This is a genomic window from Rhodoferax sp. GW821-FHT07G04, from assembly GCF_059418585.1.
Genome location: NZ_JBWKQD010000002.1, coordinates 689416 through 705889, shown reverse-complemented (window position 1 = coordinate 705889; position 16474 = coordinate 689416). Strand labels below are relative to the sequence as shown.

At 65.1% G+C, this 16474-nt stretch carries 17 protein-coding genes and 1 riboswitch; of the genes, 10 read left to right on the top strand and 7 right to left on the bottom strand.

Going from position 1 to position 16474, the window contains the following annotated elements:
• The first annotated feature begins 10 nt into the window (after nucleotides 1-10).
• From bioA to bioF, 3 genes are read left to right on the top strand one after another with little or no spacing between them, the layout of a single operon-like run.
• Nucleotides 11-1327 carry an adenosylmethionine--8-amino-7-oxononanoate transaminase gene (bioA, locus tag AC07OO_RS12430; RefSeq protein ID WP_495082420.1) on the top strand — a complete coding sequence of 439 codons (1317 nt, stop codon included), beginning with the start codon at nucleotides 11-13 and terminating at the stop codon, nucleotides 1325-1327.
• Nucleotides 1324-2010: a dethiobiotin synthase gene (gene bioD / locus AC07OO_RS12425; protein ID WP_495082419.1), complete on the top strand. Its 687-nt coding sequence runs from the start codon at nucleotides 1324-1326 to the stop codon at nucleotides 2008-2010. Before bioA ends, bioD begins: the two co-directional genes overlap by 4 nt.
• Nucleotides 2007-3167, top strand: a complete 1161-nt coding sequence (gene bioF, locus AC07OO_RS12420; protein WP_495082418.1) for an 8-amino-7-oxononanoate synthase — start codon at nucleotides 2007-2009, stop codon at nucleotides 3165-3167. The genes bioD and bioF overlap by 4 nt, the downstream gene beginning before the upstream one ends.
• Here bioF and AC07OO_RS12415 read toward each other — a convergent pair.
• The 4 genes from AC07OO_RS12415 to rsgA form a co-directional block, all read right to left on the bottom strand.
• On the bottom strand, nucleotides 3164-3586 hold the full coding sequence (locus AC07OO_RS12415) for a carboxymuconolactone decarboxylase family protein (protein WP_495082417.1): 423 nt from the start codon (nucleotides 3584-3586) through the stop codon (nucleotides 3164-3166). The genes bioF and AC07OO_RS12415 overlap by 4 nt on opposite strands.
• Nucleotides 3583-3990, bottom strand: coding sequence for a MerR family transcriptional regulator (locus tag AC07OO_RS12410; protein ID WP_495082416.1), 408 nt, complete (start codon nucleotides 3988-3990; stop codon nucleotides 3583-3585). Before AC07OO_RS12410 ends, AC07OO_RS12415 begins: the two co-directional genes overlap by 4 nt.
• Before the next feature lie 59 nt (nucleotides 3991-4049).
• On the bottom strand, nucleotides 4050-4535 hold the full coding sequence (locus tag AC07OO_RS12405) for a 6,7-dimethyl-8-ribityllumazine synthase (protein WP_495083342.1): 486 nt from the start codon (nucleotides 4533-4535) through the stop codon (nucleotides 4050-4052).
• Nucleotides 4536-4628: 93 nt separating this feature from the next.
• Nucleotides 4629-4794, bottom strand: a riboswitch (FMN riboswitch).
• 98 nt (nucleotides 4795-4892) lie between these two features.
• Nucleotides 4893-6008 carry a ribosome small subunit-dependent GTPase A gene (gene rsgA, locus AC07OO_RS12400; protein WP_495082415.1) on the bottom strand — a complete coding sequence of 372 codons (1116 nt, stop codon included), beginning with the start codon at nucleotides 6006-6008 and terminating at the stop codon, nucleotides 4893-4895.
• Nucleotides 6009-6446: 438 nt separating this feature from the next.
• Between rsgA and AC07OO_RS12395 the strand changes: the two genes are divergently transcribed.
• From AC07OO_RS12395 to trxC, 6 genes are all read left to right on the top strand, one after another.
• Entirely contained in the window at nucleotides 6447-7613 is a 1167-nt protein-coding gene (locus AC07OO_RS12395; RefSeq protein ID WP_495082414.1) for a class I SAM-dependent methyltransferase, read from the top strand.
• A gap of 17 nt (nucleotides 7614-7630) precedes the next feature.
• Nucleotides 7631-7978: a hypothetical protein gene (locus AC07OO_RS12390; RefSeq protein ID WP_495082413.1), complete on the top strand. Its 348-nt coding sequence runs from the start codon at nucleotides 7631-7633 to the stop codon at nucleotides 7976-7978.
• 73 nt (nucleotides 7979-8051) lie between these two features.
• A complete protein-coding gene (locus tag AC07OO_RS12385) occupies nucleotides 8052-9518 on the top strand; it encodes a hypothetical protein (RefSeq protein ID WP_495082412.1) in 1467 nt (488 codons plus the stop codon).
• Nucleotides 9519-9552: 34 nt separating this feature from the next.
• On the top strand, nucleotides 9553-10479 hold the full coding sequence (locus AC07OO_RS12380; protein WP_495082411.1) for a metal ABC transporter substrate-binding protein: 927 nt from the start codon (nucleotides 9553-9555) through the stop codon (nucleotides 10477-10479).
• Complete coding sequence (locus tag AC07OO_RS12375) at nucleotides 10476-11243, top strand: metal ABC transporter permease (RefSeq protein ID WP_495082410.1); 768 nt, start codon at nucleotides 10476-10478, stop codon at nucleotides 11241-11243. Before AC07OO_RS12380 ends, AC07OO_RS12375 begins: the two co-directional genes overlap by 4 nt.
• A 37-nt stretch (nucleotides 11244-11280) precedes the next feature.
• Nucleotides 11281-11721: a thioredoxin TrxC gene (gene trxC / locus AC07OO_RS12370; RefSeq protein WP_495082409.1), complete on the top strand. Its 441-nt coding sequence runs from the start codon at nucleotides 11281-11283 to the stop codon at nucleotides 11719-11721.
• A 79-nt stretch (nucleotides 11722-11800) separates the two neighbouring features.
• On the opposite strand, the gene AC07OO_RS12365 is transcribed toward trxC, so the two are convergent.
• The 3 genes from AC07OO_RS12365 to AC07OO_RS12355 all read right to left on the bottom strand — a co-directional run bounded on the left by AC07OO_RS12365 (nucleotide 11801) and on the right by AC07OO_RS12355 (nucleotide 15862).
• Nucleotides 11801-13072, bottom strand: coding sequence for a multifunctional CCA addition/repair protein (locus AC07OO_RS12365; protein ID WP_495082408.1), 1272 nt, complete (start codon nucleotides 13070-13072; stop codon nucleotides 11801-11803).
• A gap of 7 nt (nucleotides 13073-13079) precedes the next feature.
• Nucleotides 13080-13766: a glutathione S-transferase family protein gene (locus AC07OO_RS12360; protein WP_495082407.1), complete on the bottom strand. Its 687-nt coding sequence runs from the start codon at nucleotides 13764-13766 to the stop codon at nucleotides 13080-13082.
• Between the two features lie 92 nt (nucleotides 13767-13858).
• Nucleotides 13859-15862: a lytic transglycosylase domain-containing protein gene (locus AC07OO_RS12355; protein ID WP_495082406.1), complete on the bottom strand. Its 2004-nt coding sequence runs from the start codon at nucleotides 15860-15862 to the stop codon at nucleotides 13859-13861.
• Between the two features lie 9 nt (nucleotides 15863-15871).
• Here AC07OO_RS12355 and AC07OO_RS12350 point away from each other — a divergent pair, with 9 nt between their 5' ends.
• Nucleotides 15872-16471: a 5-formyltetrahydrofolate cyclo-ligase gene (locus AC07OO_RS12350; protein ID WP_495082405.1), complete on the top strand. Its 600-nt coding sequence runs from the start codon at nucleotides 15872-15874 to the stop codon at nucleotides 16469-16471.
• Nucleotides 16472-16474 lie beyond the last annotated feature (3 nt).

Sequence of the window (16474 nt, the reverse complement as noted above, 5' to 3'; positions counted from 1 at the left end):
ATCCGAGACGATGACACCGAGCCCCAACGAATCCTTGTTGCAGCGCAGCCGCGCCGCCGTGTGGCACCCCTGCACGCAAATGAAGCACCACGAGTCGCAACCCCTGGTGCCCATCGTCCGCGGCGAGGGCGCGTGGCTGTTCGATGCAGAGGGCAAGCGCTACCTGGATGCGGTGAGCTCTTGGTGGGTCAATCTCTTTGGCCACGGCCACCCGCACATCAAGGCCGCGCTGCATGCGCAACTCGACAGCCTGGACCACGTGATGCTGGCCGGGCTGACGCACGAGCCCGTCATTGCATTGTCCGAACGTCTGGCTGCATTGACCGGTCTGGGCCATGCCTTTTATGCGAGTGACGGCGCCAGCGCCACCGAGATCGCGTTGAAGATGAGCATGCACTATTGGCGCAACCAGGGGCGGCCCGAGAAGAACGGTTTTGTCAGCCTGGCGCAGGGCTACCACGGCGAAACCGTAGGTGCGTTGGCCGTCACTGATATTCCTCTTTTTCGCACCGCCTATGCGCCCCTGGTGCGCGGCGCGTCCGTGGTGCCCAGCCCGGATGCGCGCCTGGCCGCGGATGGCATGGACGCCGAGCAGCACGCCGAATGGGCGGCTCAGGCGCTGGAGACTTGGTTGGTCGCGCACCATGCCCAGACCGCCGCGTTGATTGTGGAGCCCCTGGTGCAGTGCGCAGCCGGCATCGCCATGCACCACCCGCACTATCTGCGCCGTGCGCGGGCCTTGTGCACCGAGTACGGCGTGCATCTGATCGCCGACGAAATCGCCACCGGCTTTGGCCGCACCGGCGCGCGCTTCGCCTGCGATGTGGCCGGCGTGCGGGCCGACTTCATCTGCCTGTCCAAGGGGCTGACGGGCGGCACGCTGCCGCTGTCGGCGGTGCTGACCACCGATGCGGTGTATGCGGCCTTCTATGACGACGACACGGCGCGGGGCTTCCTGCATTCCCATTCCTACACCGGCAATCCGCTGGCCTGCCGCGCGGCCTTGGCCACGCTGGATTTGCTCGACGATGCACAACTGGCTCGCAACCGCGACACGGCCCAGCGCTTGAGCCGGGTGGCGCATCCGTTGAACGGGCACCCCCGCCTGCAGAACGCGCGCCAGTTGGGCATGCTGTGGGCCTGGGACGCCGTCACCGACGACCCGCTCTTCTCGCGCCGCTTCCACCGTGCCGCGTTGGACCAGGGCTTGCTGTTGCGCCCTATTGGCCGCACGCTGTACTTCATGCCACCCTATGTCATCGACGACGCGGCGATGACCCACTTGGTGGAGGGCAGTCTGCAAGCTTTGCACTGCGCCTTGGCATGAACAGGGCGTGGTTTGTGACTGGCACCGATACGGGCGTCGGCAAGTCCTTGGTGGCTGGTGCGTTGATGTGGCATCTGCGGGCACGCTACGCACGTGTGGCGGGCATGAAGCCCGTGGCAGCAGGTTCCGAGCGCAGGCCTGATGGTCAGTGGGGCAACGAGGACGTATGGGCGCTGCAAGCCGCGGCGTCCGTAGACCTGCCGAACGCGTTGGTCAACCCCTACCTGTTGCACGCTCCGGTGTCGCCGCATATCGCTGCGCAGCGTGACGGTGTGGACATAGCACTGGGCGCGATAGTGACAGCCTGCGCCAGCCTGCGTGAGCAGACCGATGCGCTGGTCGTGGAAGGGGCTGGTGGTTTTCGTGTACCGCTGTCCGTCACACAGGATGGTTCAGATCTGGCTGTGGCCCTGGGCTTGCCCGTCATCCTGGTCGTGGGGCTGCGGCTGGGTTGCTTGAACCATGCCTTGCTCACCGCCGAGTCCATCGCCGCCCGTGGCCTGCATCTGGCAGGTTGGGTGGCCAACCACATAGACCCGGCCATGCCGGAGCAGCAGGCCAACAAGGACTGGCTGCAAGCGCAGTTGAACGTCCCCTGTCTCGCCGACCTGCCGCACCAGGCGGTACCCAACGCGCAGCAGATGGCTGCGCACTTTCAGTTGCCATCGGAATTTTTTGCATGAGTGTGCTCGATACCCTTTCAGACGATATCCAGGCTCTAGACGCAGCCAAGCTGCTGCGCGTACGCCGCACCGTGGAGGCTGTGGATGGCGCACACCTGCATGTCAATGGGCGCGCCATGCTGGCCTTTTGCGGTAACGATTACCTGGGCCTGAGCCAGCACCCGGCGGTGGTTGAGGCGGCGCAGCGTGCCGCGGGCCGCTGGGGCGTGGGTGCCACGGCATCGCCGCTGGTGTGCGGCCATAGCGCATCGCACGAGGCGCTGGAGGCCGAGCTGGCCGAGTTCTTGGGCGTGCCGCGCGCGCTGTATTTCGCGTCAGGCTTCACCGCGAATGTGGGCCTGGTGCCCACGCTGGTGGGGCGCGGCGATGCTGTGTTCTGCGATGCGCTGAACCATGCCAGCCTGATCGATGGTGCCCGGCTGTCGCGTGCCGGTATCACGGTCTACCCGCACGGCGATGTGGTGGCGCTGGAGGCACAACTGCAGGTGTCCACCGCACGGCGCAAGCTCATCGTGACAGACTCCGTGTTCAGCATGGATGGCGACATTGCGCCGTTGTCGGATTTGCTGCGCCTGGCTGAGCAATACGATGCGCTGTTGCTGGTCGATGACGCCCATGGCTATGGCGTGCTGGGGGCAAGCGGGCGCGGTGCGGCGGAACATTGCGGCCTGCAATCGCCCCGTCTCATCATCATGGGCACACTCAGCAAGGCGGCGGGCTCGGCAGGTGCCTTTGTTGCCGGTGACGCCCGTGTTGTGGAATGGGTCATGCAGCGCGCGCGCAGCTACATTTTTGCAACCACCGCCCCTGCGATGGTGACCGAGGCGCTGCGCGCCAGCCTGCGTGTCATCCAGACCGAAGGCTGGCGGCGCCAGCGCGTGCAGGCCCACGCGGCACGTTTGCGCACAGCCCTGTCTGACCATCCAGCGGTGGGCCGGCTGCTACCCTCGATCACGCCAATACAGCCGCTGGTCATTGGCGACAACGCGCAGGCGCTGGAGCGCATGGCCCGGCTGTGGGAGCAGGGCCTGTGGGTGCCGGCCATTCGCCCACCCACGGTGCCGGCGGGCACGGCGCGCCTGCGCATCTCGCTGTCGGCCGCGCACAGCGATGCCGACATGGAACGGCTGATCGCCGCACTGCTGGCGACGGCTTAGTCCTTGGCCGTCAGGCCGCGCTCCACAAAAACCTCTTGCGCGGCAAACAGCGCATTCAAGGCTGCGGGAAAGCCGGCGTAGACGGCTATCTGCATCAGAATCTCGACAATCTCTTCGCGACTGCAACCCACATTGAGCGCGCCGTGCACATGCACCTTGAGCTGGGGCGTCGCGTTGCCCAGGGCTGCGAGGGCGGCGACGGTGGCAATCTCGCGTGATTTCAGATCCAGTTGCGGCCGGGCGTAGATATCGCCGAATGGAAACTCAATGAGGTAGCGTGCAAAGTCGGGTGCGATGGGAGCCAGCGCGTCGATGACGCGTTGGCCGGCCTCGCCGTCGATCTCGCGGAGCTTGTTCAGGCCCCGTTGGTAGCGGGTGTTGTCGGTGGGTGTCGATGCTGTTGTGTGGGTTGCAGTCATGGTGTGCGTTTGCGGGAAGGTGCCTTGCGCGCGGGCCGCAGGGAGCGGCGGTATACGCCGATCTTGTCGTCCAGCGCCGCAAGGTTGTCGGAGAGCTCCTCAATCGTGGCCACCAAACGCGTGCGGTGGAGCTCCAGCGCCGCCAAGCGTTGTGGCACCGTCGTCTCTCCTTGCGAACGCAGCACGGCATACTGCTTGATGCCGGCTAGCGGCATGCCTGTGGCCTTGAGCCGCAGCACAAAGGCCAGCCACGCGACATCACCTGCCAGGTAACGCCGGTGGCCGTTGCTGGCCCGCGTGGTCGGGGCCAGCACGCCGGCCTTTTCGTAGTAGCGCAGGGTGTGGCTGCTGACCCCGCTGTGGCGGGACAGTTCGCTGATGGAGAGGGTAGACGGAGTGGTCACAGGGGCAATCCTAGAAGTTAGAGCACACTCTAAGTCAAGCGCCTTGTGAACTTCTGTGCTCACACCTCCAAGGCGTGCAGGCTTTCCAGAGTCTGCATACAGGCGTGTGCGGCCTCTTTGCCCTTGGTCACAAAATGCGTCGTGAAAAATTGTTGGTGCTCGTCGTGCTCATGGAAGTGCAAAGGTGTCAGCACTACGGAGAACACCGGCACACCGCTGTCCAACTGCACCTTCATCAGTCCGCTGATGACGGCGTCGGCGACAAAGTCGTGGCGGTAGATGCCGCCATTGACGACAAAACCGCAGGCCACGATGGCCGCATAGCGCCCGGTGGCCGCAAGCTTTTGCGCATGCAGCGGGATTTCAAAAGCACCGGGCACCTTGAAGGTGTCCACGCAGTCCGCCGGGGTGCCGAGGCTTTGCATCTCGGCCAGGAAGGCGTCGCGGCCCTGGTTGACGATGTCGGCATGCCAGCCCGATTGGATGAAGGCAATGCGCGCAGAAGAGGAGGATGTTGCAGTGGTGGTCTGGGCCATGGTGGTCATGCTCAAGGGTAATAGTCGTTGAACCAAAAAACCCAGGGCGCACCATGCGGCAGCGGCCCCTTGCGTGAAAACGCAAAAGGGGGTCGCAGACACACGCGGTCTCTTTCATCCGGACTATGACCGTCGGCCTCGGAGTCACACCGAGTCTGCTGACCCCGCATCAGCATGGTGGCCGGTGCGGGCGCTCGCGGGCTTGTGCAACAGACGCGCCGTTGCCATCACCGCCGGTGGGGAATTGCACCCCGCCCTGAGAACGCATTCCCGAGATCGCTCCCGGGCGCCGCCATTCTAGGGTCGGTGGCAAAGGGTGATCTGTCACCTGTGCAAGAACCCCATGGCCCGCAGGGGTGCTGGCGGTCAACCGTCATCAGGTCCCGCGTGCTTGGACTTCTGTCGCTGGCGGCCCGCGCGGCTCATCACTTTCCAGCGCGCCAATTGGCTTTGCCGCTCCAGTGCGCCCATGGTGTCGCGGCGGCTTTCGCGCAGCAGCTTTTGGTAGTTCTTCAAACGCGCGGGGCTGACTTCGGCACGCACCGCACAACCCGGTTCGTCCTGGTGCTTGCAGTCGCGGAAGCGGCATGTATGTGCCAGCTGGCTGATGTCTTCGAACAATTGCCCCAATACATGGCCATCCACATCGGGGCGCAATGTGCGCACACCGGGCGTGTCGATGACGCAGGCACCACCGGGCAGCAGGTGTAGTGAGCGCGCCGTCGTCGTGTGCTTGCCGCGGCTGTCGTGCTCGCGCACTGCGCCGGTGTCCTGTGTGGCGCTACCCAGCAGGCTATTGGTCAGCGTGCTTTTGCCAGCGCCTGACGAGCCCAAGAGCACCAGGGTCTGCCCCGCACCCAGGTAGGGCTGCAGCGCCGTCGCGGCGTCGGCACTGCGGCCGTCCACTGCAACGACGTCAACGTGTTGGCCCACGCGTGCACGCACGTCGTGCACACGCTGCGCCACGCTGTCGGGTGCGGCTTGTTGCGCCACGTCGGCTTTGGTCAGCACAACCACCGGCAGCACGCCACTGCTGCCCACCAGTGCCAGGTAGCGCTCCAGCCGCTGCAGGTTGAAGTCCAGGTCCAGCCCCATCACCAGTAACGCGGTATCCACGTTGCTGACCACGGTGTGGCGGCTGCCATCGGCGTCGCGCCGCACGATCTGGTTCTGCGGTGGCACGCGGGCCGTAACCCAGCACTGCCGGTGTGCGTCGGCTGTGCACAGCACCCAGTCACCGACGGCCAGGGCACTGCCCTCGTCCATCAGCTCTCGGGTGAGGCGTGCCGCGCAGCGGGCCGAGCATTGTTCGGTGCCGCTATGCACCTCCACGGTTTCGCGGTGCACGGCTGCGATACGCATCCACTGGGGTGTCTGCGTGTTTGCCAAGGCGTCGGCCACATCCGCGGTGGCCAGACGCTGCGCCATGGCGGGAGTCAGTCCCAGGTTGCGCAAAGTCTCAAAAGAAAATTCGATGATCATGATGGTGTCGTATGTCTTTGTGGGGCCCAGTGCCAGACGTGCCGATACGACACGCCACAAGCGGCGACAGGGCCAAAAAAATGGAATAGGCGGGACCAGCGGGCGGCCCGGCAAAGACAGAGAAGACACACGCCCCGTGCAACAGGGCGAAGACCAGCGCTAGGCTTGTTTAGTTCAAGTGACGCAGGTGGTTGGCAAACTCAGCTCTCAGGCGGCCAGCACAAAGGGAGTTGGTGTATGAACAATCATGGAAGCACTCCTTCGCGGTGGGTTGATGAGAACGTTTGCAAGTGGCGCGAAGCCACGCAAGATGAAGGCGCGATTGTGTAGATAGCCACCAGGCTTGTCAACGAACGGCGCGCTGCCTGGTGCTGTTTTGCAACAGCGTTTGGATGGGCACCTCCCCCGCAGCCTTGGTGGACAATGCACGCCGAGATGATGACAACGCCCGCTTCCACGATGACCGCTACCGACACCACTACCCAAGCCAGCCCCTTGCCGGCGCACTTGCAGACCTTGATTGCAGAGCAAGGTGGTTGGATAGGTTTTGATACCTTCATGGAGCATGCCTTGTACGCACCGGGCATGGGTTATTACAGCCGGGGCGCCACCGTGTTTGGTGCCATGCCGCAGGGTTTGAAGACAGCCAATGGCGAAGTGAAAGGTGCCGGTAGTGATTTCGTCACCGCACCCGAGATGTCACCGCTGTTTGGCCAGGCTTTGGCCCGCCAGGTGGCGCAGGCCTTGCAGGTCACCGGCACGGATGAAGTGTGGGAGTTTGGCGCCGGTACCGGTGCACTGGCCTTGCAGATACTGGACGCGCTGGATGCCCTGGGCGTACCCCTGCGCCGCTACACGATCGTGGATCTGTCGCAGCCTCTAAAGGAACGCCAGCGTGCCACCTTGCAGGCCCATGCGGGCCGCGTGCAATGGGTCGACGCCCTGCCTGCGCAGATGAATGGCGTGGTGGTGGGCAACGAGGTGCTGGACGCCATGCCGGTCAAGCTGCTGTCCCGTGTGGGAGGTGTATGGCACGAGCGCGGGGTGGTGTGGGATGCAGCCGGTGCGCGCTTTGCGTGGCGAGACCGGCCCACCGCGCTGACCCCGCCTGCAGAAGTACCCGGCATGCACGACTACGTGACCGAAATCCACCCCCAGGGCGAAGCCTTTGTGCGCACGCTGGCCGAACGCCTGCAGGCCGGTGCTTTGTTCTTGGTGGACTATGGCTTCCCCGAGCACGAGTACTACCACGAGCAGCGCCACATGGGCACGGTGATGTGCCACCGCGCCCACCAGGCCGACGGCGACCCGCTCGTGCTGGTGGGTGAGAAAGACATCACGGCCCATGTCAATTTCACCGGCATTGCCGTGGCCGCGCAGGACGCCGGGCTGGAGGTGCTGGGCTACACCAGCCAGGCGCATTTCTTGTTGAACTGCGGCTTGGCCGACGCCATGCAAGCGGCGTCACTCGCCGAGCGCGCGGCGGCGCAAAAGCTGGTGCTGGAGCACGAGATGGGCGAGTTCTTCAAGGTCATAGGCCTGACCCAGGGTAGCTATTGGGAAGCCATGGGTTTTGCCCGCGGCGACCGCACCCACAGGCTATAGGCTAAGATTCGCGTTCTATGCGTGCACGGCTTTTCAGCAGAGTATCCAAGTACCACCTCGCGTGGCTGTTGGGCATTTTGCTGCTCATGCCGCTGGCGCAGACGGCTGCGGCATGGCACCAGATCTCGCACACGCAAAGCCAGTCCTCTGAGCGGCAAGACCCGCAAGCCCCCGTCGTTGCCGATTATTGCGACCTGTGCCAGATTGCTGCAGCAACCGGCGGCGGTCTGTTGCCGGATTTGCCCGATGCGGTCAGCGTGCAGGCCACGCCCAACGCCGCCCCCGCATTCACCTGCCAGCCGGTGGCCGCCAAGCCGCTGTGGCCTCCTTACACCAGCCGCGCGCCTCCCTTCGCTCTGAGTTGACCCTTGCCTTTCGGCGTGGATGCGGCGCGTGCCGCGTTGCGCCGTGGATTGTCATTTTTCGGAGCGAATCCCCATGAAGTTTCCTATTCCGGTGAGCCTTGCGCTTGCCCTGGCCGCGCCCTTTGTGTCCCAGGGCGCATTGGCCGCCCCTCCCTCATCTTCTTCCCAACTGCCTCAAACCATCAACCCTTCCGACGTGCGAAGCCTGCGCCAGGAAATCGAGGCCATGCGTGCCGACTACGAGGCCCGGCTGAAGGCCCTGGAACAGCGCCTGGCAGCGGCCGAGCGCCAAGTGCCGGCCACTGCTGTGCCTGTAACTGCCACGCCAACCCAGCCTGTGCCGATTGCGACTGTGGCGACCGCGAGCCCGCCGGCCGCGCCTGCTGCACCCACAAGCGCATCCACCACCGGCGGTGTCAATGCCTTCAACCCCGCCATGTCGTTGATCCTGTCGGGCCAATACAGCCACACCAGCGTCAGCCCCGGTGCCTACAGCATCAGCGGCTTCCAGTTGCCCAAGGCTTCTGAAGCCGGGCCTGGTGCACGCAGCTTCAACCTGGGCGAATCGGAGTTGGGCCTGTCGGCCAATATCGATCCCTGGTGGCGCGGTGCGGCCAATATCTCGCTGCACGGCGACGACACGGTGTCGGTGGAAGAGGCCTATGTGCAGACCACGTCCCTGGGTAATGGCCTGGGCCTGAAGGCTGGACGCTTCCTGTCGGGCATTGGCTACCTGAATTCCCACCACGCCCACACCTGGGACTTTGCCGACAACCCGCTGGCCTACCAGGCGATGCTGGGCACGCAGTACCGCGACGATGGCCTGCAGATCAACTGGCTGGCGCCCACGGACCAGTACCTGGAGTTCGGCCTGGAAGTGGGCAGTGGCCGCAACTTCCCGGGCAGCGACACGGGCAAGAACGGCGCAGGCATGGTGGCCTTTACGGCGCACACCGGTGGCGATATTGGTGACAGCCACAACTGGCGTGCCGGCATCTCGTGGTTGCGCACCGAGGCCAATGGCCAGGAGTTGAGTAGCCTGGATGCATCCAATAGCCTGGTCGCCAACGCCTTCAGCGGCAGCACCCAGGTCGCGATCCTGGATGGCGTGTGGAAGTGGGCGCCGCATGGCAATGCAACGCGCACCAGCTTTACGCTGCAAGGTGAATATCTGCGCAGCACGCGCAGCGGCACACTAGCCTATGACACGGCCGGCGCCAATACCAGCGACGCCTACTATGGTGTGCAGTCCGGCTGGTACCTGCAAGGCGTCTACCAGTTCATGCCCAAGTGGCGCATAGGCCTGCGCACCGAGCAGTTGGACGCAGGCACGCCAGACTACGGCATCAACACCACGGCCCTGACAGGCACGGGCTTCAAGCCAAGCAAGGACACGCTGATGCTGGACTACAGCCCCAGCGAGTTCTCGCGCCTGCGCCTGCAGTTTGCGCAAGACCGCTCGCGTGAGAACCAGACCGACAACCAGGTCTTTTTGCAGTACCAGATGAGCCTGGGCGCGCACGGCGCCCATGGCTATTGATCGCATGTTGTCCATGCATTCGAAGGAGTCTTTGATGTTGAAACACAAAAAATCGGTGTGGGCGGCGGCTTTGGCCCTGCCCTTGGTGGTGTTGGCAATGCCGGCACAGGCGGCGCTGCGGGTGTTTGCCTGCGAGCCCGAGTGGGGCGCGCTGGCGCAGGAACTGGGGGGCAACCTGGTGGAGGTGTCGGTGGCGACCAGCGCCCTGCAAGACCCGCACCAGATCCAGGCCAAGCCCAGCCTGATCGCGCGGGCGCGCAGTGCGGACCTGGTGGTCTGCACCGGCGCGGAACTGGAGATCGGTTGGCTGCCGGTGCTGTTGCAGCAGTCTGGCAATGCCAAGGTGCAAGAGGGCCAGCCGGGCAATTTTGCAGCGGCCAACTACGTGCGCAAGCTCGATGTGCCGGGCCAGTTGGACCGGTCGCAGGGCGATGTGCATGCCGCTGGCAATCCGCATATCCAGACCGACCCGCGCAACATCGCGCTGGTGGCTACGGCCCTGGCCGCGCGCCTGCAGCAGGTGGACGCGGCGAACGCCAATCAATACGCGCAGCGCCTGACAGACTTCTCGCAACGCTGGCAGCAGGCCGTGGGTCGCTGGACCGCCCAGGCCGCTCCGCTCAAGGGTGCGGCCGTGGTCTCACAGCACAAGGCCTTTGTCTACCTGTACGACTGGCTGGGTCTGAAAGAGGTGGCGGTGCTGGAGCCCAAGCCCGGCGTCGAGCCCACGGCCTCGCACCTGCAGGAGGTGCTGGTGGCATTGAAGACCACACCGGCCAAGATGACGCTGTACTCCGCCTACCAGGATGCCAAGGCCTCCGACTGGCTGCAGCGCAATGCGGGCGTGCCCGCCGTCAAGGTGCCCTTTACCGTGGGTGGCACGGACGGTGCCAAAGACTTGTTCGGTCTGTTTGACGACACGCTGGCGCGGCTGCTCGCGGCGGCGGGAGCCAAGCGATGAACTGGGCCGCGCTGGACTGGGGCATTCTGGGCCCGGCCTTCATCGCCGGCCTGCTGGTGCTGGCCACCCATGTGCCCTTGGGTGCGCAGGTGCTGGACCGCGGCATTGTGTTCATCGACTTGGCCATCGCACAGATCGCCGGGCTGGGGGTGATCGCAGCGGATGCACTGGGTTTGCCCGAGGGCGGCGCGGCCGTGCAGATCGCCGCCGTAGTGGCGGCCTTGTTGGGCGCCTTGTTGCTGACCTGGACCGAGCGCAAGGCCCCACAGCAGCAGGAGGCCTTGATTGGTGTGATGTTCATTCTGGCGGCCTGTGCTGGCATCCTGTTGCTGGCGGGCAACCCGCATGGCGGCGAGCACCTGAAGGAACTGCTGGTGGGCCAGATCCTGTGGGTCAGTACCACGCAGTTGCTGTGGCTGGGCGCGGTGTCGGCGGCGATTCTGCTGGCGCTGTGGCGTGGCTGGATCGCCCGGCTGGGGCGCTTTGGTTTTTATGCTGCCTTTGCGCTGGCCGTGACGGCATCGGTGCAATTGGTGGGGGTCTACCTGGTGTTCTCCAGCCTCATCATTCCGGCGCTGGCCACGCGCAACCACAGCGGCGGCATGCAATACGGCGTGGCCTATGCGATTGGCGTGGTCGGCTATGCGCTGGGCCTGGCCCTGTCGGCGCTGTGGGACCTGCCATCGGGCGCCGTCATTGTCTGGACGCTGGCTGCCTGCGCGCTGGCCTGGGCCTTGAAACCAGGGGCTGCGAACCCCAGCTGAGTGGGCACAAGGCCTTTTCCTTCCCTTGCCCACCGCCATGACCGAATCCCTGCACATCGTCTGCCCGCACTGCCACACCACGAATCGCGTCAAGACCGCGGACCAGGCCAAGGCGCCGGACTGCGGCAGTTGCCATAGAGCGCTGTTTACCGCGCACTCTACGGCGCTGGACGAGGCCGCGTTTGACCGCCACATCCAGCGCAACCAGATACCGGTGTTGGTGGACTTTTGGGCGCCGTGGTGCGGCCCCTGCCGCCAGATGGCGCCCGCCTTCGAGCAGGCCGCTGCGCAACTGGAGCCCCATGTGCGCGTGGCCAAGGTCGATACCGAGGCGGTGCAGAACCTGGGTGCGCGGTTCAACATCCGCAGCATTCCCACGTTGGCATTGTTTGTTGGCGGGCGGGAGGTGGCGCGGCAGGCGGGGGCGATGGGCACTGCCGATATTGTGCGGTGGACGCGGGCGCATCTGCCTGTTTGACGGACGCCCGGAGGCTGGGAGACAGAGCGTTTAGCTCCGTGTCCTCCGCCCGCTGCGCGGGCTCCCCCTTTTACCTACGCTAAACGCTCTGTCTCCCAGCCTCCTGGAGGCCTTTGGCGACTGCCGCTACGCGCGCTTTCTGGATCCACTCGCCGATCTTTGGGCCGCTAGCCCCCGTAGATATTGCTTCAGCAGCTACTACATTGGTAGCAACCGTTTGTGTGAGCGCCAAAGCCTGCGCCAGCCGGGGGCCTTGCGGGTAGGGCGCGTCGGGTTGGCCTGCGTGCCCGCGGGCGATGCAGGTGCAGGCCTGCAGGATCTCGGCCAGGCGCTCGGGCTTGCGCCACGCGTCGCAGCGCTCCAGCAGGCGCACCAGGCCGTCTGCGTCCAGCGCGCCGCTGGCCTCGATGGCAGTCTGCTCGCGTGCCACCACCTCGGCCAGCTCCTTGCACTCCACCGGTGTGCGCAGGCGCTCGCAGACGGTCTTCAGCGGCTGCTGGCCTGCGGTCGGGGCCACAAGGCCGTGCGCCAGGCAGGCAAAGCGCACCGTCAAAGGGGCGCCGCCTTGGGCGGCCAGGTCCACAATCTCCAGCACCTGCAGGCCGGCGTTGGCCTGGGCGGCGGTTGGGGCCTCATCGCAGGGCAGGTCCCACAGCCGGTCCAGTTCGGGCAAGAGTCGCGCCAGCGCACCACAGTCGCGCAGCACGTGGAACATGCGCGAGGGTTTGCTCTCCATCAGGCCGCGGGACAGTTCCTGCCACACCCGCTCGGCGACCAGGTGGTCGGCTTCTCCGCCGTCTACCATCTCGCGCAGCAGGGTCTGGGTTTCGGGCGCCACGGTGAAGTCGGTGTAGCGCGCCGCGAAGCGGGCCAGGCGCAGGATGCGCACCGGGTCTTCGCGGAAGGCGGGCGTCACATGGCGCAGCACCTTGTCGGCAATGTCCTGGCGGCCGCCGTAGGGGTCCACCAAATGGTCATTTTCTACCCAATTTGGGTTTTTTGATGGTGATTGAGAAGTAAAAAGGCCGCTAGCCCTCGTCAAATCTGCGTCAATTGCTATTGAATTAATAGTAAGGTCGCGCCGTGCCAGATCCTCTTCCAGCGTCACATCGGGCGCGGCATGCACCGCAAAGCCGTGGTAGCCGGGGCCGGTGCTGCGCTCGGTGCGGGCCAGCGCGTACTCTTCCTTGGTCTCGGGGTGCAGGAAAACCGGGAAGTCCTGCCCCACCTGCAGATAGCCCTGGTCCAGCAGCATCTGCGGCGTGGCACCCACCACCACCCAGTCGCGATCCTGCACGGGCAGGCCCATCAGGGCATCGCGCACCGCACCGCCGACCAGGTAGGTTTTCATCGTAGCCTTAAGCTTTCAAGCGATAGGGTTCTTCAAAATCGAGGAAATCCTTCTCGGCCAGCGCCTGCGTGATCCAGGCCTGCACGCCGGGCAGGGCGCAGACGCGGCCCACATAGGCGGAAATGGCCGCGGGCAGTGGCAGTGCATAGGTCTTCAGGCGCATGCACACCGGCGCGAAGTAGGCGTCGGCCACCGTGAAGCGATCGCCAAACAGCAGCGGGCCGCCGTGCTCGTTCAGCAGCGCGCTCCACATCTCCACCAAGCGCTGCACATCGGCGCGCACGGCGGGCTTGTCGCGCCAGACCAGGGCGCCCACATCGGGCAGGTGGGCCTCGATGTTCATGGGGCAGTTGCTGCGCAGACCGACAAAGCCGCTGTGCATCTCGGCGCAGATGCTGCGGGCGCGGGCACGGGCGGCCTTGTCTGCGGGCCAGAGCTGTTTGTCGGGGTATTGCTCGGCGATGTATTCGGCAATGGCCAGTGTGTCCCACACGGCCAGGTCGCCGTCCACCAGCAGGGGCACCTTGCCGGTGGGGGAGACGGATTGGATGGACTTCTTGAATGCGGAGCCGGCGTCGAACGAGTCAAAGCGCAGCTTGGTTTCTTCGAAGGGGATGCCGGCCTGGGTCAGCAGCACCCAGGGGCGCATGGACCAGGAGGAGTAGTTTTTATTGCCTATGTAGAGTTTCAGCATGGGGTCGCCTTTGCTAGCGTCTTTGTAAAGGGGCAGCTATGGTACGGCGCAATGGTCGGGGCATTGATGACGAAACCCCGCGCGATTGATGCTCAGGGCAGATCAAGCCCGGTGTCGGGCGTGCTGGCGTCCTTGGGGCCGACCATGCCCAGCCGGGCCTTCAGCGATTGGGGTTGGCCGGTGATCAGCGCGGCGTAGTTCGTGGTGTTGGACAGCACTTTCTTCACGTAGTCGCGCGTCTCGTTGAAGGGTACGTTCTCGGCCCAGATGGCGGCCTCCATCAGCGGTGTGCCAGATTGGCCGCGCCAGCTGCGCGGGCGGCCCGGGCCTGCGTTGTAGGCGGCGGCGGCCAGCGGCATGGAGCCGTCAAAGCTGTCCAGCACCAGCTTCAGGTAGCCGGTGCCGATGGCGATGTTGGTGTCGCGGTCGGTGATGTGGTGGGGTTGGAAGGTGGTCAGGCCAATCTTCTTGGCCGTCCACTTGGCGGTAGCCGGCATGACCTGCATCAGACCCGAGGCGCCGACGCCGGATTTTGCGTCAATGATGAAGCGGCTCTCCTGGCGTATCAGGCCATAGACATAGGCCGGGTCCAGGCCGATCTGGCCGGTGCGCGCCACGACAGCGGCCTTGAAGGGCATAGGGAAACGCTGTTCAAAGTCAACGACGGAGCGGGTGCGCTCGCTGGTGTTGATGCAGCGGTCCCAGACTTCGTAGCGGCAGGCCATGTCGGCAGCGGCCAACAGCCCGCGGTCGTCCAGGCCACCGCGCACATGCAGGTTGGTGCTGTAGTTCCACTCGCGCACACCTTCGGCCCGCAGGCCGATGTTGATGGCATACAGCGCACGGTTCAGGCCGGGGTTCAGGCGGGCGGCTTCCTTTTCTTCGGTCGTCAGTGGCAGTGGTTTGGGCGGTACGGTGATGCGCTGGCCCAGCTCTTCCAGTGCCAGCTGCTCGTAAAAGCCGCGTGCGTTGGCAATGCTTTCCAGCAGTTGCAGCGCGTGGCCGCGGGCGTTCTCAGTGCCCTTTTGCTGCAGCAGGGCGCGGGCCCGCCAATAGACCCAGGTGGGATCGTTGCGCTGCAGTTCGGGCATGGCGGCAATGGTGGTCAGCACCTGCGGCCAGCGGCCCAAGCGCAGCGCTGCACGCACCTGCCAGGCCAGATGGTCTTCGTGCATGGCCGTGGCCTGGCCGCGGGCGAAGTAGTCGGCGGCGTCGTTGGACAGCCGCTGCGCCGCGCGCTTGCCGATGACGCCCCAGATCCAGCTGCGCTCTTCGTCGGTCAGCTGCGTCTTCCAGCGCAGCTTGTCGATCTCGGTCGCGGCCTCGGCCGGGTCTTGCGTGGCCAGGCGTATCAGGGCCAACGACACCAGTTCGCGGGTCTTGGGCTGCAGGGCGGTGAGCTTGTCGTTGAGGTATTTGCCAGGGCTGGTGTAAATGGCGTTGAGCTTGGACACCGAGCCGGGGCTGACGATGCCCACGGCCTGGGTGACTACGCGCAGGCGGTCGTTTTCCATGCCCAGACGGGCGCGCTGCCAGACCATGGCGGTGGCCGAGGCGGGTTGGTCCTTGACCAGTTGCTCGGCGGCGGCGGCGCAGCCCTCGTCGGCATCCTTGAGGTTGAGCCAGTTCTCCCGGACCAGCGCGGTGTTGTCCACGCCGCTGGCCAAGTGTTCGGACAAGAGCGCATAGCAGCGCACCGACTTGTCATCGTTCATGCGGTACAGCGGGTATTCACGGCTGAAGGCGGCCCAGTCGCGGTTGCGGCCGTGCATCAGCAGCAGTTCGGCGCGCAGCCGGTCTTCCTGGTAGCTGCCGCTGTAGCGGTTGAAGAACTCCTGGATCTCGGTGGGGCCGGCTTCGTCGAGCCGTGCCGACAGATCCCAGTAGGCGGCCCAGGGTTCCAGCGCATGGCCGCGGACCTGGGGCAGCAGCGCGCTCAGGCGTTTGCGTTCGCGTGCTTTGTAGGACTGGGCCATCTCCAGCACAATGTTGTCGGCGCGCGCCGGGTCCCGGTTCTGGGCGTATGCTGGGGCGGGAAAGGACACGGCGACGGCGCTCAAAAGCGCCATCGATGTCAGAATGGCTGAAAACTGCATGTGGAGATTATGGACAACTCAGATGATTCGAAAGCGCAAGCCAAGAAAGTTCTGCGCAAACGCTTGTTGGAACAACGCCTGAACCTGCCCGACCGGCTACAGCAGGCCGACCTTTTGCAGCAGGTCATGCGCATCTGGCTGGTGGGCCGGCCCGATACCGTCATCGGCGCCTACTGGCCCATCAAGGGTGAGTTCGACCCCTTACCGGCCTTGCACCGCTGGAAGGAAGACGGCGAATTGCTGGACCAACCGCAGCTGCGCCGCATCGGCCTGCCGGTGGTCAACAAAGAGCACAAGACCATGACCTTCCATGCCTGGTACCCCGGCTGCCCCATGGAAGAAGACGCCTATGGCATCCCCAAGCCCAAGGACACCGAGGTCATCACCCCCACGCTGCTGTTTGCCCCCTGTGTGGGCTATGGGCCCGGCGGCTACCGGCTGGGCTATGGCGGTGGCTTCTACGACCGCATGATGGCGGCGCTGGACCCCAAGCCCTTTACCGTGGGCCTGGGTTTTGGGGTGGGCTTTGTCGAGGACTTCGAGCCCGAGCCGCATGATCTGCCGCTGGACGCCATCCTCAACAACCACGGGGTTGTGTGGCCGGTGTGAGGC